Raw genomic sequence first — 17726 nt, forward strand, 5'->3', positions numbered from 1 at the left:
CGCCCAGATCAAACGCATCGCGGATGCCCACCGAGGCAGAACAGGAGAACGGCAACGCCGAATGCTCGAGTGGTACCTACAGGCAAAAACGCAACTGCCTGACGACCCACTAGAGATCGCCAGGCAGTGCAATTTCGGACAAGATCAACTCGCCAAAGTCCTAGATCTTGTCCCAGAAGACCACAACAACGCCGACCAGGAGACCGGTCGACCAGCCTTCTACGACAACGCTATCCCAACCGAGTACCAACACTCGATCGGCATCCGAAAAGGACCCCTGAAATAGCAAGAAGTGTGCCCAATCGGCGACACGCCGAAAAAGCACACATTTTGCTACTTAACCCCCACACCCCGTACACCCCGAGCGCACCCCACACATAAAACTAACCGCAGTCCCTCACATCAGCTGCAAGAAACTACGGTTGCAAAAAACTAGGAGGCGTTAGCCTTACTTAGAGCACAATCCCACGCTCAGCGAGCCAGGGCAGCGGATCCACTGCGGCATTACCATCCGGGTGAATCTCAAAGTGTAGGTGCGAGCCGGTAGAAAAGCCCATGGAACCCATTCCCGCAATCTTCTGTCCGGCCTTCACACGCTCACCCACGGAAACATCCAGGGTAGACATGTGCCCATACACAGAGATCGAACCATCATCGTGGCGGATGCGGATCCACTGGCCATAACCAGAAGCCGGGCCGGAATCAATCACATCGCCATCCATCACGGCCAAAATCGGGGTGCCAATCGCATTGGCAATATCCACACCAGAGTGGAAAGAGCCCCAGCGCGGCCCGAAGGGGGAGGTCAAAACACCTTCCGCGGGACGGACAATTTGCGGGGCTCGGGCGGCCAGATCAGCTTCGGCGCGCTGGGCGGAATACTCCAGGGCCTTAACCAGCTGCTCATGAAGATTCGCAGCGGGCTTAAATTCGGCGATCGCCAGGATCTGTGGGGCAGCATCACTGGAACCAAGCGTCGGGGCACCGTTCATCGGTGCGGTATTGGCAGCTAAGGCAATTTCCTTGTGGCCGCTTTGCTGGTCTTGGTGGCTGACCTGAGCGGCCATCGCGCCACCAGCACCTGCGGTAGAGACGACTCCGGCGGCGACTGCAGCTAGCGCAATGCGACCCTTCGCCGTTTGCGAGGTAGTAACTTTGCGATGCTTGCCTCGCGTCGACTGCTGGGGCGTACTAAGCATTGAGCCTTCTCTTCCATCCAGCGCCACAACCGTCCCCCTTCCGCTCCGTTAGCGGCCGGTAAGGAATTTGTGACCTTCCTGTTATCTGCCGGACGTAACGATAACCGTCCGCAAGCGATACTGCAACCTCGTTTCTCCTGTTTAGCTAAGGATTATGAGAACCTAGACCAAGCTCACACTAAGTTAGGTCACATCAGCCTCAGAAGGTAACAAACGCCACTATTATTACGTAGTATCTTTGACGCTTTCTTAAGTGCGCGGGGGTAGCCCTACCCCCAACTGGATCACGCTTCTATAACACTTTCCTCGTCGAAGAAGCGCCGAGCAAACACCTCAAGAAACACGCCCAGGCGCACCAGCAGCTATCACCCCACAACCTAAAACTCATGGCACAGTTAAGGGCATGAGTTCCACCACTCCTAACCCATACCTTCGCTTCATGAGCGCCAACGAGCCCCTCCAAGGGCCTGGCTCACATAGCTCTGCTTCAGCGAGCCACCCCGGACAACGTGGAACAAGTTCACCTACCCGCAAACGCCGCCCACGGCGCAGCACCGCCACCAACAACCCCAATGCCGGCCCGGTGGCCCCCAGCGCTGCCAGCCGCCCCACAGCACCAAAAAGCACCTTCCGCTCCCGCAAGCGCAAAGCACACCCGCACCCGGCGGAAGAAGAATTCAACCGACCCCGACACCAGGCCACCTTCGAAGGCCGCCTGCGTCGCTACCTACCTACCGTGCTCCTGCCGCTTGGGGTAGTACTGGCCACCATCTTGGTGCTCGCCTTAGCTGGCATCATGCTCACCGGGTTAAGCCTGCGCGCTCTGCCGGCCACCATGGCGCACCTGTGGTTGATCATTAACCTGGTCCCCATCTCCATCCCCGGCAGTTTGCAGATCGGCATCCTGCCGCTTGCCCCCGCACTCGTCATGGTGGCGGTACTCGCCCGGCGCATCAACAAAGCCGTCAAAGACCGCGTCAGCATCGCCGATCTGCTCGTCCTTGGCCTGATCGCCCTCGGTATCCCCATCCTCGGCACACTTTCCGCCGCCGCAGTCATCGCGGACGCCAAAGCCGTCTACCCGGTCGATATCCCACCCATGGGCCTCGCCCTTGCCCGCACAGTCGTCCTTCATCTCATGGCCTTTGCCCTCGGCATGGGCGAAAAACTCTGGCGCGCCCTCGCCACCCGCTATAGCGTTCCGCAGGAACTCATCGACGGCGCGCTACTAGCCCGCTCCTTCCTCCGACTCATGGTGATGGTCATCGCCCCCATCACCATCTTCTGCCTGCTGCTTTTGCATTGGCCGGTCCAAGACAGCATCCTTAGCGCCTACGCCTCCCGCCTCGGCATCGCCGGCGCGATCCTCCTTAGCCTGCTGTATCTACCCAACCTCGCCATCCATACCGCCGCGGTACTCATGGGCAGCGAATTCCACTTCGGTGACGCCCAGGTCTCACTCTTTGGCACCACCCTTGTCCCGCTTCCACCCCTACCGATCCTCGGTTTCCTCCCCGCCAGCCTCCCCACCTGGGCGCCCGCCGCACTGATTATCCCGGCACTCACCGCCCTCTTCCTCCTCTGGCGCGCACCCCGCCCGCATTGGTTCACCGCCCTCGGCGCGGCACTAAGCTCCGCACTCATCTTCGCCGTCTCCCTCTGGCTCGCCAGCGGCCAACTCGGCGTCTACCCGCACGTCGGCTCCCTACTCCCACTGTCTGGCGCACTCGCTGGCCTCTGGATCGGCATCCTCAGCCTCGCCGCCGCCGCGCTCACCCTGCTTCAACCACGTCCCATCCCCGAGGTCGCCCCCGAACCCGAAGTCGAAGAAGAACCCACTCCCGAGGTCATCGAGGGCGAGCTTATCGAGAGCGAGGAGGAACCTGAGCAGGACTCCAACGCCCCGCAGGATCCCCCGGAGACAACGGTAGAAGACTCAGAAACGGGGGATAGTGAACCCGAAGCAGAAGCCCAAGAATGCTGGTTCGATACCCCCGATATGGGCGAAGAGCACGAAGAAAGCGCACCTGAGGAGCCAGAAGACCCACCCGCACACTAGACTCAGCCGCGTGACATCCGCAGATAGGACTTCCGTACACGATCCACTCACTATCGTCGTTTTGGTCTCCGGAAGTGGGACCCTGCTGCAATCCCTCATTGATCACGCAGGGGATAGCTACCGCATTAGCGCCGTCATTGCCGACGTCGATTGCCCAGGCATCAAGCGCGCCCACACGCACGGCATCCCCGCCACGGTGGTTCCCTTTAAAGATTTCTCCAACCGCGAAGCCTGGAACCAGGCACTCGCCACCGAAGTCGCCACCACCAACCCAGACCTGGTGGTCTCCGCCGGGTTCATGCGCATCCTCAGCCCCACCTTCTTAAACCATTTCCCCGGCCGCATCATCAACACGCACCCCGCATTGCTACCCAGTTTCCCCGGTGCACATGCCGTGCGCGATGCCCTGGCCTATGGCGTAAAGATCACGGGCTCCACCATCCACTTCGTGGATGAGGGTGTCGATACCGGGCCAATTATCGCCCAAGAAGCAGTCCGGGTCGATGCGGATGACACCGAAGAAACCCTGCACGAAAAAATCAAGCAGGTCGAAAGAAAACTCATTGTGAAGGTGCTTGAGGGCGCTTCTAACCAAGGAAGGTTCATTTCAACCCCATGACCGAGGAACGCACCCCGATCCGCCGGGCCCTAATTAGTGTCTACGACAAAACTGGCATCGAGGACCTTGCCCGCGGGCTAGCCGAAGCCGGCGTAGAAATCGTCTCCACCGGTTCCACCGCCGCCCGCATCCAAGATGCCGGAGTACCGGTCACCGCAGTTGAGGAACTCACCGGCTTCCCCGAATGCCTCGAAGGCCGCGTGAAAACCCTGCACCCCAAAGTGCACGCCGGCATCCTCGCAGATACCCGCAAAGAAGACCACCTCAACCAACTCAAAGACCTAGGCGTAGCAGCCTTCCAATTGGTCGTGGTGAACCTCTATCCCTTCAGCGCCACCGTCGCCTCCGGCGCCGACTTCGATGCCTGCGTCGAACAAATCGACATTGGTGGGCCCTCCATGGTGCGTGCCGCCGCCAAGAACCATCCCTCGGTCGCCGTCGTGGTTGATCCCGCACGCTACCAAGAAGTCCTCCGCGCCCTCGGCGACGGCGGCTTCACCCGCCAACAGCGCACCCAACTCGCCCTTGAAGCCTTCCGCCACACCGCCAGCTATGACGTTGCCGTAGCCACCTGGTTGGGCGAACAAACCCAAGAAGAAGGCTTCCCAGAGTGGATCGGCTCCTCCATGCAAAAGGTCCGCGGCCTCCGCTATGGCGAAAACCCGCACCAAGAAGCCGCCCTTTATGCCCCCGCCGGTGAACTTCACGGCGTGGCTGGAGCCCAGCAGCTCCACGGCAAGGAAATGAGCTACAACAACTACACCGACACCGATGCCGCCTGGCGGGCCGCCTGGGACCACCAGGAGCCCTGTGTCGCCATCATCAAGCACGCCAACCCCTGCGGCATAGCCATCGATAAAGAAGACATCGCCAAGGCCCATAAGCGCGCCCACGCCTGCGACCCACTATCCGCTTTCGGTGGGGTGATCGCCGCTAACCGCGAAGTCAGCGTCGCCATGGCCAAACAAGTCGCAGAGGTCTTCACCGAAGTCATCATCGCCCCCTCCTACGCTCCCGAAGCAGTGCAGATCCTGAGTCAAAAGAAGAACATCCGCATCCTCGAAGCCGCAGAACCCCAGCGCGCCGGGATTGAACACCGCGAGGTCTCCGGCGGCTTGCTCTGCCAAGAACGCGATGTTCTGCAATCCGAAGGCGATGACCCCAACAACTGGACCCTCGCCGCGGGCGAAGCCGTCGATGAAGACACCCTGCGTGATCTCGCCTTCGCCTGGACCACGGTCCGCGCGGTAAAGTCCAATGCCATCCTGCTGGCCCATGATGGCGCCACCGTTGGTGTCGGCATGGGGCAGGTTAACCGCGTTGATGCCGCCAAGCTCGCTGTGGAACGCGCCAATACCTTAGGTGACTCCGAGCGTGCCCGCGGTGCCGTTGCCGCCTCGGATGCTTTCTTCCCCTTCGCCGATGGTTTCCAAATCTTGGCTGATGCCGGCGTGAAAGCCGTTGTGCAGCCAGGTGGTTCCATCCGTGATGAGGAAGTCATTGAAGCAGCCAAGGCCGCTGGGGTGAGCATGTACCTCACCGGCTCACGCCACTTCGCTCACTAAGCAGCACACGATCAAGGCCCCGCTAGCATCTAGCGGGGCCTTTGTTATCTACGCTTCCTCCAAGCTTCTAAGTGTCGTCAAGGTCTTTTCCACGCGGTCTGCCGGTAGCGGGGCACCCAGTACCGTCAGCGCAGCATCAGCGAGCATAATCGCGGTATCCGGAAGCGACGTAGCACTCACCTCAGCCGGAATAACTCCAGTATTATCCCGCATTTCAATGGCGGATAAAGCCAAGTAGAAGGGCAGATCAATCCGCGGATCCTCAGCGCCTACAATGCTGGCTGCGGTATCGCGGAAAATACTAAAAAGCTCCTCGCGGTGCGCATGATAATCCGAAAACTCCGGGCTGGCCGCAACCGGTAGTTGATAAAGCCGCCCCACATTCCAGCGGGTGGATAACAACAAACTGGTTTCCGCCGCCACCAAAGACCACAAGCGTTGCGGCGCATCGGTATCTTCAGCTTCACCCAGTGCCGCCGCAAGCCGAGTAGAGGGCTCAATAGTGGAGTTCAACAGAGTCAGGAAGATCTCTGTTTTGGAGGGGAAGTGGTAGTACAAGGAGGCTTGGCGAATACCCACCGCATCAGCGATTTGGTGGGTGGACGTGGTGGCAAAGCCCTGGGTGGTGAATAGCTCCGCCGCGGCATCCAGGATCTCTTCGCGGGCTGTGCGGCCACGGCGACGCGGACTATTCTTGCGTGGGCGTCCCACTGCACCGGCCATAGAACCGGAGCCTCCTTTGCGATAAGAATTGATGCGCGCAGAAGAAAAGTTTTTAGGCAAGCAGGAACGGCGCGCAAGGGGAGAGAGAAAATGAAAATGTTTCTATTCCTATATATCTACAGGAATGAAAGCAGGCGAGTGCACTAGGGGCACCCAAGGGGTGTATTAAAACTGCGTATTCGCAGCAATTCCAGCCAATACCGCAGACACCTGCCGACACGCAGCACCATATTGCGCCCGCTGTAGATTCGGAAGATTCCCGGAATGCGCATCCTCACTTTTCACCCCATCAACCCAGCGACGCATCAAGAGATTCAACCCAGCATCCCATGCCTCAATCAGGCCATCAGCAGCTTCTTGGGGAAGCACCTTTGCCTCCGCCGCATGAAGCAAACGCCCCGGGGTGGATAGGGAAGTGGTACGCACCGTGATGGGCTGTTGGAAATCCGCCACATCCGGGATAATCGCCTTTGCTTCCGGGGAATCAGGGTGCACGGGATTCTCCAGGGCATCAGCTTCTACCTCCGGCACATCTACTTGCAATTGGCGGCGACGATCCGCATGCAAACTAGCCCAACGTGCGATCGCCGCAATGGGGTCCAATAATGCGCCCTGAATATCCACGCGTGCCATCGGATCGGGGAAACCATCCGTATGCGCATAGTGCGGCGGTCGCAGCTGCAAAGCCCCTACCCGCAGCAGGCCCAAAGCCTGTCGGCTCAGCAGCCCAGCGGCGGCGGCATCATCAAAGTCTGCCTCCGGGGCATCCGTCAGTGCCTGCATCATGCTGAGGTCATAATCGCGCAGGGTCCGTGGAACTACCTTTTCCCAGCTGGTGTCCGAAAGATAATAAGCCCGCACCGTATGCCCGGTGCCACCAATGAAATGCTGGAAATCAATGGCAGGTTTGCGGCTAAGGAAACTAATTGGCGCAGTGATAATCCCATCCCCATGGCCCACCGAACCTGCTAACCAGAACTTCCCACGAGCCAACCGCGTGGCTGGCGTGGAACTCATAGCCCCACGGAAGAACTCGGCATACCAGGCGGATACCAAGCGCGGCGATTCCCCATGATTAATGGCATTGCGCACTAGCTCACGGGCTTCGCAGAGCATGCCGTGCAGTGTGGCTTGTTCTTTCACGCGTGGTGCTTGGGCGGAAAGCTCCAAGAGGGAAGGGTGGAGGCTATCGAAATCTTCCGAGCTGATATCGGCATTGCTGGGGTTGGTGTGTTGAGCCACGGTGTGGGGGATCAGCCTCCTGAGCTAGGACCTCATCGCTTTCATCTGCTTCTGTGATAGTACGCCCAATACGTGAGCGAGTAATACCCGGCGCAGACTTGCTCCTAATGAAGTGTGCACATAAAAACATCCCCGCACCTACCGAAAGTAAGTGCGGGGATGTATGAGTTCAACACTCATATGCTGTTGCGAGATTCACGCAACCACATTCGCAAGGCGAGCTAAAAGATGCTGAAGCCTTAGCGAGTGGTGAACGGCAGGAGAGCCATTTCGCGAGCGTTCTTCACCGCGGTAGCAACCTGACGCTGCTGCTGCGGGGTCAGACCGGTGACGCGACGTGAGCGGATCTTGTGACGATCCGAGATGAACAGGCGCAGGGTCTTGGTGTCCTTGTAGTCCACCTTTTCGATGCCCTCAGCCTTGAGCGGATTCTTCTTGGGGCGGCGGGACTGTTCCATCCGCGCCTTCTTCATATTGCGCTTCATTGTGCTGAAACTCCCTTACCAGCTGGACTTACGGACGCCAGGCAGCTCACCGCGGTGAGCCATCTCGCGCATGCGGACACGGGACAGGCCGAACTTGCGCAGGTAACCGCGCGGACGGCCGTCATGGGAGTCGCGGTTGCGCACGCGAACCGGGGAGGCGTCGCGGGGCTGGCGATTCAACTCGAACTGAGCATCCAGACGATCTTCGTCGGAGGTCTTCGGGTTCTTGATGATGGCCTTGAGCTCTTGACGACGCTCGGCGTAGCGCGCAACGATTTCCTTGCGCTGCTCGTTCTTGGCGATCTTAGACTTCTTGGCCATGCTTATCGCTCCTCGCGGAATTCAACGTGCTTGCGGGCGATCGGATCATACTTCTTCAAGGTGATGCGATCGGGGTTATTCCGCTTGTTCTTACGAGTGACGTAGGTGTAGCCGGTACCCGCAGTGGACTTCAGTTTGATGATCGGACGAATGTCATTACGTGCCATTTAGATCTTCTCCCCCTGTGCGCGCAGACGCGCAACAACGGATTCGATGCCGTCGCGGTCGATGACTTTCAGGCCCTTGGTGGAAACATTCAGGGTAATGGTGCGGCCCTCAGAGGGCAGGTAGAACCGACGACGCTGAACGTTGGGATTCCAACGACGCGAAGTGCGGCGGTGCGAGTGCGAGACAGACTTGCCGAAGCTCGGCTTGCGTCCCGTGACCTGGCAAATAGCCGACATAGGGTTACTTTCTCCTAGCATCGCCCTTATCTATCCGTAGATAGAGCAGGGGCGTGAACGAATATTTTCGACAACAGCAAGGAGACACCATACAACGAACTGCCCTTAAAATCCTAATCCCCCGGTGCCAGTATTTGGTGAGTGAAGCTGCAATGCTCCTATATATAGGGCGGCTGGGGTGCGGCTCCGGCAGAATTTCACCTCGGGGGTTCTCAGGTGTACTATGCCAGAGGTTAGGCCCTGGGGTGTTAGTCCCGGGGTTTGATGTTCACGAAAACCCAACTCGGGCACGATCCCCGCAGTGAGTGCGGTGAACCGACCCGTAGTTCAACCCTGAGGGAAATCGAGACTTAATGAAAAAGGATATTCACCCGGATTACCACCCGGTGGTCTTCCGCGATGCCGGCACCGGGCACCAGTTCATCACCCGGTCCACCGTCACCTCGGATCGCACCGTGGAGTGGGAAGATGGCAACGAGTACCCGCTGATCGTCGTTGACGTCACCAGCGAGTCCCACCCCTTCTGGACCGGCGCTCAGCGTGTCATGGACACCGCTGGCCGTGTTGAGAAGTTCCAGCGTCGTTTCGGCGCTATGGCCCGCCGCAAGAAGAAGACTGAAGGAGGGAAATAAAACATGGCAGTCCCGAAGCGCCGTATGTCCCGCGCAAACACCCGCTCCCGCCGTTCCCAGTGGAAGGCTGACAACGCCGCCCTCCAAGAAGTGAACATCGACGGCCAGGTCGTGCGCATCCCGCGCCGTCTGGTGAAGGCCGCAAAGCTTGGCCTGGTTGAGGTTGAACAGTTCTAATTTGACCCCAGCTTTTTAAGCGCGCTTACCTCTATCCCCCATACCGTGGGGATAGGGGTATTTTTGTGCCCGACTAAACACCACAGGCGTTGCCGTGTTGATGCGGTCCGGGGTGAAGGGAAGACCGCTGTAATTTTGAGGGGAAATAATGCGGTTTAGATCATTGAAAAAGGCTAAGCTGATCGGTCTTGAGCTGCAATAATGCTTGTTTTACGTTTGTGTCTCAGCAAAGTGCAACCTATTTCCAAAGTGTGTGCTCCCTCATAGTTTTAGGGTAGTGCGAAGGCTGCAATTCTTTGGACTGCTAGGTTTATTAGCAGATTTGTCACGGTAATTATCAAATAATCTCACAGTTTTCTTATGTTGGTCGGCCACAATAGAAGGCATGGATATTCTCGTAGTCGACGACGATATCGCTGTGCGCGATTCGCTTCGCCGTTCACTCCAATTCAATGGCTATGAAGTTGGCGTTGCTTCGGACGGGGATGAGGCTCTTGAACTCATTCGCTCCAGCATTCCGAGACTCGTTATTTTAGATGTGCTCATGGAGCAAATGAACGGTCTTGAAGTTTGTCGTGAACTCCGCAGTACGGGTTTTGATCGACCGGTTTTGATGCTTACGGTTAGCGGAAATGTGGCGGACCGCGTGGCCGGTTTAGATGCCGGGGCGGATGATTACCTTCCTAAACCCTTCGCTTTAGAAGAACTCATGGCCAGGGTGCGTACCTTGCTGCGCCGCTCAGCGATCGATTCCCGGGAAGAGCCCATCAGTAGCACCTTAGAATTCAGTGACCTATTCATGGATTTGGAATCCCGCGATGTTACTCGTGGAGATCGTCCTCTTCGCTTAACTCGCACTGAGTTCAATTTGCTGCACCAGTTACTGAGCAACCCGCGTCGGGTTTTAACGCGTCGATATCTATTGCAAGAAGTGTGGGGGTCTGAGTTTCGCGATAGCGGAAATGGCCTAGAGGTCTATATCGGTTACTTGCGGAAGAAGACAGAAGCCAATGGTGAACCTCGACTTATTCAAACTGTTCGCGGTGTGGGGTATGTGTTGCGAGAAGAGGCTCCGTAAGCTGTCTTTAGGATATGAAATTAATTATTCCAGCGATGGACGAAAATAAGAAAATGACTTGATGACTGTGGAAGAGCTACTAGGAGGTTCTCATAGTTTTCTTCAGGTAGGCCATCGCGCTCCTCCCCAGTGAAAGCCACCCCCATACACACCGATGAAACAAACCAGGATCCGAAGGCGCACTAGGCGTACTCAGCGTGCCCAGAGGTCCTTGTGGTGCGGTGGGAGGTGGCTATTATGAAGCCGCTTTTCTCCACGAAGAATAAACCCGTGCAGATGCGGCAGGGACTTGAAGAACAATCTCAACCTGAGAGTTCTCGCTGTCGCCTGCATAACTGTGTGGGCTGTGTACGGCACCGTAGCGCTCGGGCAGCGAGAACCACCTTTATTCTCTTAGCGATTGGACTATTGGGGGTGATTGTTGGCTCCTATACCATCTTGGCTCAATTGATGGTTCACCAGGCCGAAAGTGTGTTGCTGGAGTACGCAGATTCTTTAAGTAAAAGAGTCGATAGCAGCATGAGTGCGAAGGCAATAGATGAGGAAGTCTCAAGTTTTAAGCACTACCACCGTGAGGCCAAGGTGTCGGTGATCCCGGTTGGGACGAACCACCACTTCGGGGATTATCTAGCGGTGGACATTCCTCGTGATTCGGTGCCTAGATCAGGGATGCTGGCGGGGAAGAAAAGCTACCCCGGGGCTCCGCCGCAATATGGGTTAGCGCGCTCGGAAGATGAGCGCATGTATGTGGTTGTCAGCGCTGATGAGACTGAGTACCTACAAAGCTTGGCTTCGCTGCGGGTTGTGTTCGGGGTTATTGGTTTGGTGGGGGTAGGGAGTTTGGCGCTGGCGTGGGTGGCGCGTGCAGATGCCTACACCCAAAGCATGAGGTGTTTGCAGGGGGCCTTGGATCGCATGCACCAGGAACGCATCCTGCGTCAGGTTCCCATTTGTGGTGCGGGTCAGGATAAGCAGGTGGCGCAACTCAGCGAGAGCATTAATAGCTTATTAAAAGAGTGCCATCACCATAGCCAACGTTTTGCACACCTGATCGCTGATGCCGGCCATGAGCTGAAAACACCGCTGACCGCCTTGCGCATCAATATTGAGTTGCTCATGGAACTCAATGCCACGCTGCGAAGCCGCGAGAAGTCCCAAGGGCAGTTGAGTGATGAGGAGACTCGCGAGTTAGAAAACAGTATCCGCACCCAGCTAGATGAGCTGACCATGCTCATTAAAGAGGTGGTGGAGGTGTCTTTGCATGACTCCGAAGAAACCCCGCTGGAGATCGTGCAGCTCGAAGAGGTGGTGCGCAGCGCTTTGGTAAGGGCAAGGCCACGGGCGGAAGCACACCAGGTGAGCTTGGATGTGCATTTGGAGGAATTGCAATTAGAAGGTAATTCTCGGCTCTTGGAAAGAATGGTGCTGAACCTGATCGACAATGCGGTGAAGTGGTCACCGGAAGGCGAGCAGGTGCATATCACCACCGCGGAGATTAATGAGGATACGGCGCTATTGATGGTCTCGGATCATGGTCGGGGGATTCCGGCGGATGATCTGCCATATATTTTTGAGCGATATTATCGAAGCCAGCACCAGGAAGGGACAGCAGCAGAGGTTCCGGGTACGGGGTTGGGGCTGCATATCTGCCAGCAGGTGGTGGAGCTTCATGGCGGTAATATTCAGCTGTGGGAAACTGATCCGCTGGATGTGGAGCATCCGGGGTTGACGGTGTCAGTGGTGTTGCCGCGCGGGTAGTGCGGTTCAGGAAACTCACAGAAACCGTAAATCCTCTTCGCAGCGGCTGTGCAGTCACTATTAAGAGCAAGGGATAAGAATCAGAGCCATGAAAAATAATGATCCTTCTTCCAATGACAACCAGGGTGGGTATCAGAGCTTTAGCTCGCCCTATCAGAACCAGGCTTATCCTTATCCTCCTCGCGATGAACAGAAGCAGGAGGGTCTAGCTCAGCCCCTGGGGGAGCCGCAGGGACAGCCGCAGCTGGATGCCCGATCTCGGGGAATGCAAGCAGAGCAGTACACCATGGAATTGCCGGGGCAGCCGCAGATCGTGAAGCCGCGGAAAGTTGTGGGGTTGGGTACCGCTCTGAGTTTGGCGCTGGTCGCAGCGCTGGTAGGCGGCGGGGTGTCGGCGGTGGCGGTGAATCAGCTGCAGCCGACGCGATCGCAGTCGGAGAGCGTGAATTCTTTGGAGGAGGCTCCGCTGGCGCCGGCAGCGCATCGTCCGCAAGGGGATGTAGAGCGGGTGGCTGCGGCGACCTTGCCGGCAGTGGTGTCGATTCGGGTGGCTGATGAGCGCAGTGTTGATGAGGGCTCGGGTTCGATTATTTCTTCGGATGGCCTGATTTTGACCAATCACCATGTGGTGGCCAATGCTGCGCAGGGCGCGCGGATGCAGGTGATTTTGAATAATGGGGATGTGCATCCGGCGCAATATATTGCCAGTGATCCTTCCACCGATATTGCGGTGATTAAGGTGCAGGATGTTCAGGACCTGCCGGTATTAAGTTTTGGTGATTCCTCGGCTTTGAAGGTGGGGCAACAAGTGGTGGCTATTGGGGCGCCCTTGGGGTTGAGTTCCACGGTGACGACCGGCATTGTGTCGGCTTTGGATCGTCCGGTGCGGGCATCGCAGCAGGGTGGGGAGTCCTCCCTTATTAATGCAGTGCAAACCGATGCGGCGATTAACCCGGGTAACTCGGGTGGTCCGTTGGTGGATATGGAAGGTCACCTGGTGGGGATGAACTCGGTGATTGCTTCGCTTAGCCGTGGGGAGGGGGCGGCTGGTTCGATTGGTTTGGGTTTTGCGATTCCGGCGAATTTTGCCAAGCGGGTGGCGGATCAATTGGTTAAGGATGGCAAGGCCACGCAGCCTTTGATTGGTGTGCAGGTGGCGCAGCGGGCTCGCGTGCAGGGAGCGTTGATCGCGATGGTGCAAGAAGGTGGACCTGGGGATCAAGCGGGACTGAAGGCTGGGGAAGTGATTACCCGCGTGAATGATCGCCCCGTGGATAATGCGGATGCCTTGATTGCGACGATTCGTTCCCGCGATTTTGGGGAAACTGTGCGGCTGACTTTAGAGAACCCGGATAGTGGGGAGACTCGAGAGGTAGAGGTAACGCTCAGCACAGAGTAGATTTACTGGAAAAGGTGTGGTGCGTGTTGCGCCCTCCACCTTTGATTGACTGCAGGACCTCGCATTTTTGAACGCGTGTCTGCGCGCAGATAGCGTGCGGGCACCACCAGACCCTAAGGAGCGCGCCTCGCCATGTTGGACTTCGACGCGGAACCGGATCCAGAAATCCTGCTTGCCCAGGAAAAAGAAGAAGCAGCGCGTCGTCGGAAGAGCCCGCGTCGCGCGTTGGTGGTGGTTATTGATGACCACGCGGACCCAGACCATAGCGACACTAATCGGCTGCTGACCGAGCTGCTGTGTGAAGCGGGGTTCACTGTTGATGCGGTGCTGACGGTTGCTTCGCAGCCGGCACCGATCCGCCAATCGATTGAAACAGCTGTGATTGGTGGGGTGGACTTGGTGCTGACTGTTGGTGGCACCGGGGTAGGGGCACGGGATCACACCCCGGAAGCTACCCGACCGGTACTAGACCAGCTGGTGCCTGGGGTGGCGCAGGCGCTGCGTTCCTCAGGCTTGGCCTGCGGTGCGGTGGATGCGGCAGTATCTCGCGGTATTGCTGGGGTTTCCGGCTCCACGGTGGTGGTGAACCTGGCTGGTTCTCGCGCTGCGATTCGTGATGGGATGGCGACCTTGGGGGTTTTGGTGCACCACCTGATTGATGAGCTGCGTCAATATGAGGTGCGAGGTCAATAACGATGAGTGATGGTGCGAAGCAACGCCGCCGACGCAGAGTAGTGCGCCCTTCACCTGCGGCGGATATTGACCGCAGTGTGGATTCCGCGGAGAGCTGGATTGACCTTAAGGCGCCTAAGGAAAGCACGAGCGCTGCGGATGATGAGCGCATTGTGGAATTAGATCCTGAGGCTGAAGATGCTCCTAGCCATGAGCAGTTCTTGGCTGAGGAGATTCCACCGCACCACGGGGGATAGGGCGACGGTGCGGCGGGGCAGAAGATCGAGTATCTGTCTGTCCAGGTAGAACAGTCTGGTTGAACTGCGATCTGCTTATCCCTCACCGATGACACCTTTTTGAAAAGCAGCGAAGTGACGGCGACCTCCAGTGATGGGGTTGGTAACCAACGCAGTAATAATGTCGTGTCACCTTGTTTCCGCTCGTGCTCGATTGGTCCGGACTGTGACTGCACAGGAAGGTTATCTTGCTGCTAGTTGCGCGATGCGTTGGCGGGAGACTCCGAGCATTTCTGCGGCTTCCTTTTGTGTCATGCCTGTGTCCAGAAGTTGGCGTACTGCCTCGCTCCTGAGCTTTGCGGCGTGGGCTGCTAGGCTTCGCGCGCGCTTGTCTTCTGCATCGGCTGTGAGAAACGCACTGGCTATACCCTCATCCAAAACTGGTGTGACGGTAGCTGAGATGTCGTCTTCGTCTAAGTCAAGCCATAATGCGATGATCTCTCGTGCGACAGCTTCGGCATCTTTAAGATGAGCTGCTTGACCGGTGATGTCATAGTCTGCAACTTTGACGATCCACCAGCGCCCGTCTCGGGCGACGGTAGCGTTGACGTGAATCATGGCGCGCTCCTTATTTCCAGTTGTGCGGGGTATTCGGGACTTTCTTGATGATGTCGGCTACGACTCCTGCGGATATTTCGCGGTGGTGGGGAACGATTAGCCTGCCACCTTCTGGGCCGATCCAGACTTCGTGACTGCCTTTGCCCTGGCGATGGATGCGCCATCCAGCGGAGCGCAGGAAGGACGCTACCGTCTTGTACTTCTGGGGCTTAACCAAAAGCGTAGGCTACCCCGGGCTTGCTAACAAGGCAACCCCGGGGTTGACATTTTTTTGGTATGTGGTTGCAGGCGGCGTTCTATCTTGCCGGACGTCCACAACGCTGTGTCTACGTATAAGTGGTGATATGGACATGTGGTAGACCCCGCGCCCACGAATATCAGTGGCTGCCGGCCACCGGAAGGATTCTTCAACCAAGACGAGAACACCCCAAGCACACAGCGGGACTTGAAAACCTCCAGTACCGTTTTTGTGTGCCGTGGGGTGTTGGTTACTACTTGATGCCCGGGGCGGGAGTATCCGGGGTCTCGTAGCTGGGGGTCTGCGGGAGAGCAGCATGAGCGCCGGTGTTCTGGGTCTTGAGCAGGTCGCGAATTTCTTCCAGCAGGTTGGCTTCTACCGAAGCGGGTTCGGCGTCTTCTTCGCTGACGCCCTTGCGCTTGGCTTGGAGCTCGTTGATGCGGTTCATCGGGGCAACCAGAATGAAGTAGACAACGGCGGCAATAATCAGGAAGTTAATCGCGGCGGTAATGATGGCGCCGAGATCCACGAAGGTGGCCTCGTTGCCCTTGCGGATAAAGAATCCGAGACCGGAGTAATCAGCTCCACCAAAGGAAGCAATAATTGGGTTGACGAGGTGCTCGGTGAAAGCCGTGACAATGGCGGTGAAGGCGGTGCCAATAACTACCGCAACGGCAAGTTCAACAACATTGCCGCGCAGGATGAAATCTTTGAAGCCTTTAAGCAAGATAATCTCCAATTGTGAGTGTTAATTCTTTAGGGGCGAAGAAGCACTCTAGCAAGCAGTACACCTCAGTAGTGTGCTGTACCCCCGAGCATTGTGCGGGCATTGCGCGAGCATTGCGGCAGGTATCTAGTCTTTATTGCCAAGAATCACGCTTAAAGGCCCGCGGAGGGAAGCCGCTGCCACAGCCTGAGCAGCCTCTTCATCTAAGGCCAATAAAATAGTGCCGGGCTCCGCATTGCTGAGAACCACGCGGCCGCCGCGGGCAATCACGCGGGCTGCTGCGGAGTCGGATTGTGGATCTGCAGCGACGACGCTGACCTGATCGCCATGCCTTAATATGCGGGCCACATCGGGGTCAGCTAGGCGTAGTGGCACCAAGGTGTCATTAGGGCCTTCTCCGAGGCGTGGGCTGAGCACCATAATGTCGGTGGCGTATTGCCCGGGATAGACGCCACTGACCAATGTTTGGCCTATGAGCTGCTCCGGATCAGCAAGAACCTGGGTGGGCAGAACGCTGCGTGGGTAGTGGCGTTCTTGGAGGTGGCTTTCTTGGATGACGCTGCCGGCGTGGAGTTCTTGGTTGAAAACGGGGATGGAGATGGTGTCTTCTTCGGCGCTGATGAAGGCAGTATAAAAAGCAAAGCTGAGGACCACTAGGGCTAAGAGCCGGCGAGTGGCCTGGTGGCGCCGCCACCCCGGGGTGGACCACAGTTGGGCCCAACTGTGGAGACGCCGCGACATGGCTGACTGGCGCGGTGGCACGCGCGGGGCTGCTGAGCGTGCCGGGAGCAAAGGAGTGGCCATAGTCCTTTAGACGTTGGGGCCAGGCCGGAAGGTTCCCTCTGGGGTGATCACATAGTCCGTTTTTTGGTCATGTGCTTCGACCGGGATATCGGGGTGGACCTCGCCGGGGAAGAGCAAGGTGATCAAGGTGGGGCCGGGGTTGGGCAGGTAGCTTAAGGCGCGGTCATAGTAGCCGCCGCCTTGGCCGAGTCTGCGGCCTTGGGAATTAGTAGCTAAAGCCGGAACAATAATGAAATCCATTTTGGCTAAAAGTGCTGAGCTGAGGGGTTCAGATTCCTCGCATCGTGGTTCTGCGATTCCCATGGGGCCGGAAGTTAAGAAATCTTCACCACGATAGGGAGCCCATCGAAGAACGCCGGCGGGGAGAGTAATGGGTAAAAACACTTCAATGTTTTGTTGCTCTGAAATCCAGGAACCGGTGGTGAGTGTTTCTATTAAGCGGCCATGCCCGGGTTCGATGGCGGTGGGCATAAATGCGGCGACTTTGAGGTTGGTGGCATTAACGGGGGTGAGCTTTATGAGTAATTCATTCAACAAGTTCGCTAGTTGATCGTTCATGTGTGAACGTTCTAGTTCTGAGTAAGAACGCCTAGTATTCCGAATAAAAGATCGCCATAAGTTTTTGCGTTCGGATAATGATAAGTCCTGATAACCTGTGCTCAGGCTAGGGGCTATGTGGGAAAGGGAGGGGCCAGTTGGGTTCGTTGGGGAATGCATAAGCGCAGTCTAAAGCTAAGTTTTTTCGCTGGAGTAGGCGACATGCGCGCGTA

The 17726-nt window shown here is 57.3% G+C and carries 22 protein-coding genes and 1 pseudogene; 11 read left to right on the forward strand and 12 right to left on the reverse strand.

What is annotated here, in order from left to right; translation table 11 throughout:
- Positions 1-286: pseudogene (locus BMZ01_RS10340) on the forward strand (IS1249 family transposase); the annotation flags it as partial.
- Between the two features lie 166 nt (positions 287-452).
- Here BMZ01_RS10340 and BMZ01_RS10345 read toward each other — a convergent pair.
- A complete protein-coding gene (locus tag BMZ01_RS10345; protein ID WP_092287117.1) occupies positions 453-1199 on the reverse strand; it encodes a M23 family metallopeptidase in 747 nt (248 codons plus the stop codon).
- 439 nt (positions 1200-1638) lie between these two features.
- Here BMZ01_RS10345 and BMZ01_RS10350 point away from each other — a divergent pair, with 439 nt between their 5' ends.
- The 3 genes from BMZ01_RS10350 to purH are packed head-to-tail and all read left to right on the forward strand — an operon-like array spanning position 1639 to position 5442.
- A complete protein-coding gene (locus tag BMZ01_RS10350; protein ID WP_143067497.1) occupies positions 1639-3258 on the forward strand; it encodes a cell division protein PerM in 1620 nt (539 codons plus the stop codon).
- A gap of 10 nt (positions 3259-3268) precedes the next feature.
- Positions 3269-3877 carry a phosphoribosylglycinamide formyltransferase gene (gene purN, locus BMZ01_RS10355; RefSeq protein ID WP_092287121.1) on the forward strand — a complete coding sequence of 203 codons (609 nt, stop codon included), beginning with the start codon at positions 3269-3271 and terminating at the stop codon, positions 3875-3877.
- A complete protein-coding gene (gene purH, locus BMZ01_RS10360; RefSeq protein WP_092287123.1) occupies positions 3874-5442 on the forward strand; it encodes a bifunctional phosphoribosylaminoimidazolecarboxamide formyltransferase/IMP cyclohydrolase in 1569 nt (522 codons plus the stop codon). The genes purN and purH overlap by 4 nt, the downstream gene beginning before the upstream one ends.
- Before the next feature lie 48 nt (positions 5443-5490).
- Here purH and BMZ01_RS10365 read toward each other — a convergent pair whose 3' ends face one another.
- From BMZ01_RS10365 to rpmB, 6 genes are all read right to left on the reverse strand, one after another.
- Positions 5491-6165 (reverse strand): TetR/AcrR family transcriptional regulator, encoded by a 675-nt coding sequence (locus BMZ01_RS10365; protein WP_092287125.1) that lies wholly within the window; start codon positions 6163-6165, stop codon positions 5491-5493.
- A 165-nt stretch (positions 6166-6330) separates the two neighbouring features.
- Positions 6331-7407, reverse strand: coding sequence for a hypothetical protein (locus tag BMZ01_RS10370; protein ID WP_092287127.1), 1077 nt, complete (start codon positions 7405-7407; stop codon positions 6331-6333).
- A 239-nt stretch (positions 7408-7646) separates the two neighbouring features.
- The gene (gene rpsR / locus BMZ01_RS10375) at positions 7647-7892 is read right to left on the reverse strand and encodes a 30S ribosomal protein S18 (RefSeq protein WP_092287129.1); all 246 of its coding nucleotides are present in this window, start codon (positions 7890-7892) and stop codon (positions 7647-7649) included.
- A gap of 15 nt (positions 7893-7907) precedes the next feature.
- The gene (gene rpsN, locus BMZ01_RS10380) at positions 7908-8213 is read right to left on the reverse strand and encodes a 30S ribosomal protein S14 (protein ID WP_092287131.1); all 306 of its coding nucleotides are present in this window, start codon (positions 8211-8213) and stop codon (positions 7908-7910) included.
- A gap of 2 nt (positions 8214-8215) precedes the next feature.
- Positions 8216-8380, reverse strand: coding sequence for a 50S ribosomal protein L33 (gene rpmG / locus BMZ01_RS10385; RefSeq protein ID WP_018019289.1), 165 nt, complete (start codon positions 8378-8380; stop codon positions 8216-8218).
- On the reverse strand, positions 8381-8617 hold the full coding sequence (rpmB, locus tag BMZ01_RS10390; protein ID WP_092287133.1) for a 50S ribosomal protein L28: 237 nt from the start codon (positions 8615-8617) through the stop codon (positions 8381-8383). It lies immediately after the preceding gene.
- A gap of 353 nt (positions 8618-8970) precedes the next feature.
- On the opposite strand from rpmB, the gene BMZ01_RS10395 reads away from it, so the two are divergent.
- The 7 genes from BMZ01_RS10395 to BMZ01_RS10425 all read left to right on the forward strand — a co-directional run bounded on the left by BMZ01_RS10395 (position 8971) and on the right by BMZ01_RS10425 (position 14590).
- Complete coding sequence (locus tag BMZ01_RS10395) at positions 8971-9249, forward strand: type B 50S ribosomal protein L31 (RefSeq protein ID WP_092287135.1); 279 nt, start codon at positions 8971-8973, stop codon at positions 9247-9249.
- Between the two features lie 3 nt (positions 9250-9252).
- Entirely contained in the window at positions 9253-9426 is a 174-nt protein-coding gene (rpmF, locus tag BMZ01_RS10400) for a 50S ribosomal protein L32 (RefSeq protein ID WP_092287137.1), read from the forward strand.
- 385 nt (positions 9427-9811) lie between these two features.
- Positions 9812-10504, forward strand: a complete 693-nt coding sequence (locus BMZ01_RS10405; protein WP_092287139.1) for a response regulator transcription factor — start codon at positions 9812-9814, stop codon at positions 10502-10504.
- A 237-nt stretch (positions 10505-10741) separates the two neighbouring features.
- Entirely contained in the window at positions 10742-12262 is a 1521-nt protein-coding gene (locus BMZ01_RS10410) for a sensor histidine kinase (RefSeq protein WP_143067498.1), read from the forward strand.
- An 88-nt stretch (positions 12263-12350) separates the two neighbouring features.
- Positions 12351-13661 (forward strand): S1C family serine protease, encoded by a 1311-nt coding sequence (locus BMZ01_RS10415; protein ID WP_395890974.1) that lies wholly within the window; start codon positions 12351-12353, stop codon positions 13659-13661.
- 132 nt (positions 13662-13793) lie between these two features.
- Positions 13794-14354, forward strand: a complete 561-nt coding sequence (locus BMZ01_RS10420) for a MogA/MoaB family molybdenum cofactor biosynthesis protein (RefSeq protein ID WP_092287143.1) — start codon at positions 13794-13796, stop codon at positions 14352-14354.
- Between the two features lie 2 nt (positions 14355-14356).
- The gene (locus BMZ01_RS10425) at positions 14357-14590 is read left to right on the forward strand and encodes a hypothetical protein (protein ID WP_092287145.1); all 234 of its coding nucleotides are present in this window, start codon (positions 14357-14359) and stop codon (positions 14588-14590) included.
- A gap of 222 nt (positions 14591-14812) precedes the next feature.
- On the opposite strand, the gene BMZ01_RS10430 is transcribed toward BMZ01_RS10425, so the two are convergent.
- The 5 genes from BMZ01_RS10430 to BMZ01_RS10450 all read right to left on the reverse strand — a co-directional run bounded on the left by BMZ01_RS10430 (position 14813) and on the right by BMZ01_RS10450 (position 17673).
- Positions 14813-15187, reverse strand: coding sequence for a helix-turn-helix domain-containing protein (locus tag BMZ01_RS10430; RefSeq protein WP_092287147.1), 375 nt, complete (start codon positions 15185-15187; stop codon positions 14813-14815).
- A gap of 10 nt (positions 15188-15197) precedes the next feature.
- A complete protein-coding gene (locus BMZ01_RS11575) occupies positions 15198-15404 on the reverse strand; it encodes a type II toxin-antitoxin system HicA family toxin (protein ID WP_092287149.1) in 207 nt (68 codons plus the stop codon).
- A 274-nt stretch (positions 15405-15678) separates the two neighbouring features.
- Positions 15679-16152, reverse strand: a complete 474-nt coding sequence (gene mscL, locus BMZ01_RS10440; protein ID WP_092287197.1) for a large-conductance mechanosensitive channel protein MscL — start codon at positions 16150-16152, stop codon at positions 15679-15681.
- Positions 16153-16278: 126 nt separating this feature from the next.
- A complete protein-coding gene (locus tag BMZ01_RS10445) occupies positions 16279-16956 on the reverse strand; it encodes an SAF domain-containing protein (protein WP_092287151.1) in 678 nt (225 codons plus the stop codon).
- Positions 16957-16962: 6 nt separating this feature from the next.
- Positions 16963-17673 (reverse strand): 5-formyltetrahydrofolate cyclo-ligase, encoded by a 711-nt coding sequence (locus tag BMZ01_RS10450; protein ID WP_092287153.1) that lies wholly within the window; start codon positions 17671-17673, stop codon positions 16963-16965.
- Positions 17674-17726: the final 53 nt, after the last annotated feature.

The sequence above is a fragment of the Corynebacterium spheniscorum genome (assembly GCF_900113445.1).
Taxonomy (GTDB): domain Bacteria; phylum Actinomycetota; class Actinomycetes; order Mycobacteriales; family Mycobacteriaceae; genus Corynebacterium; species Corynebacterium spheniscorum.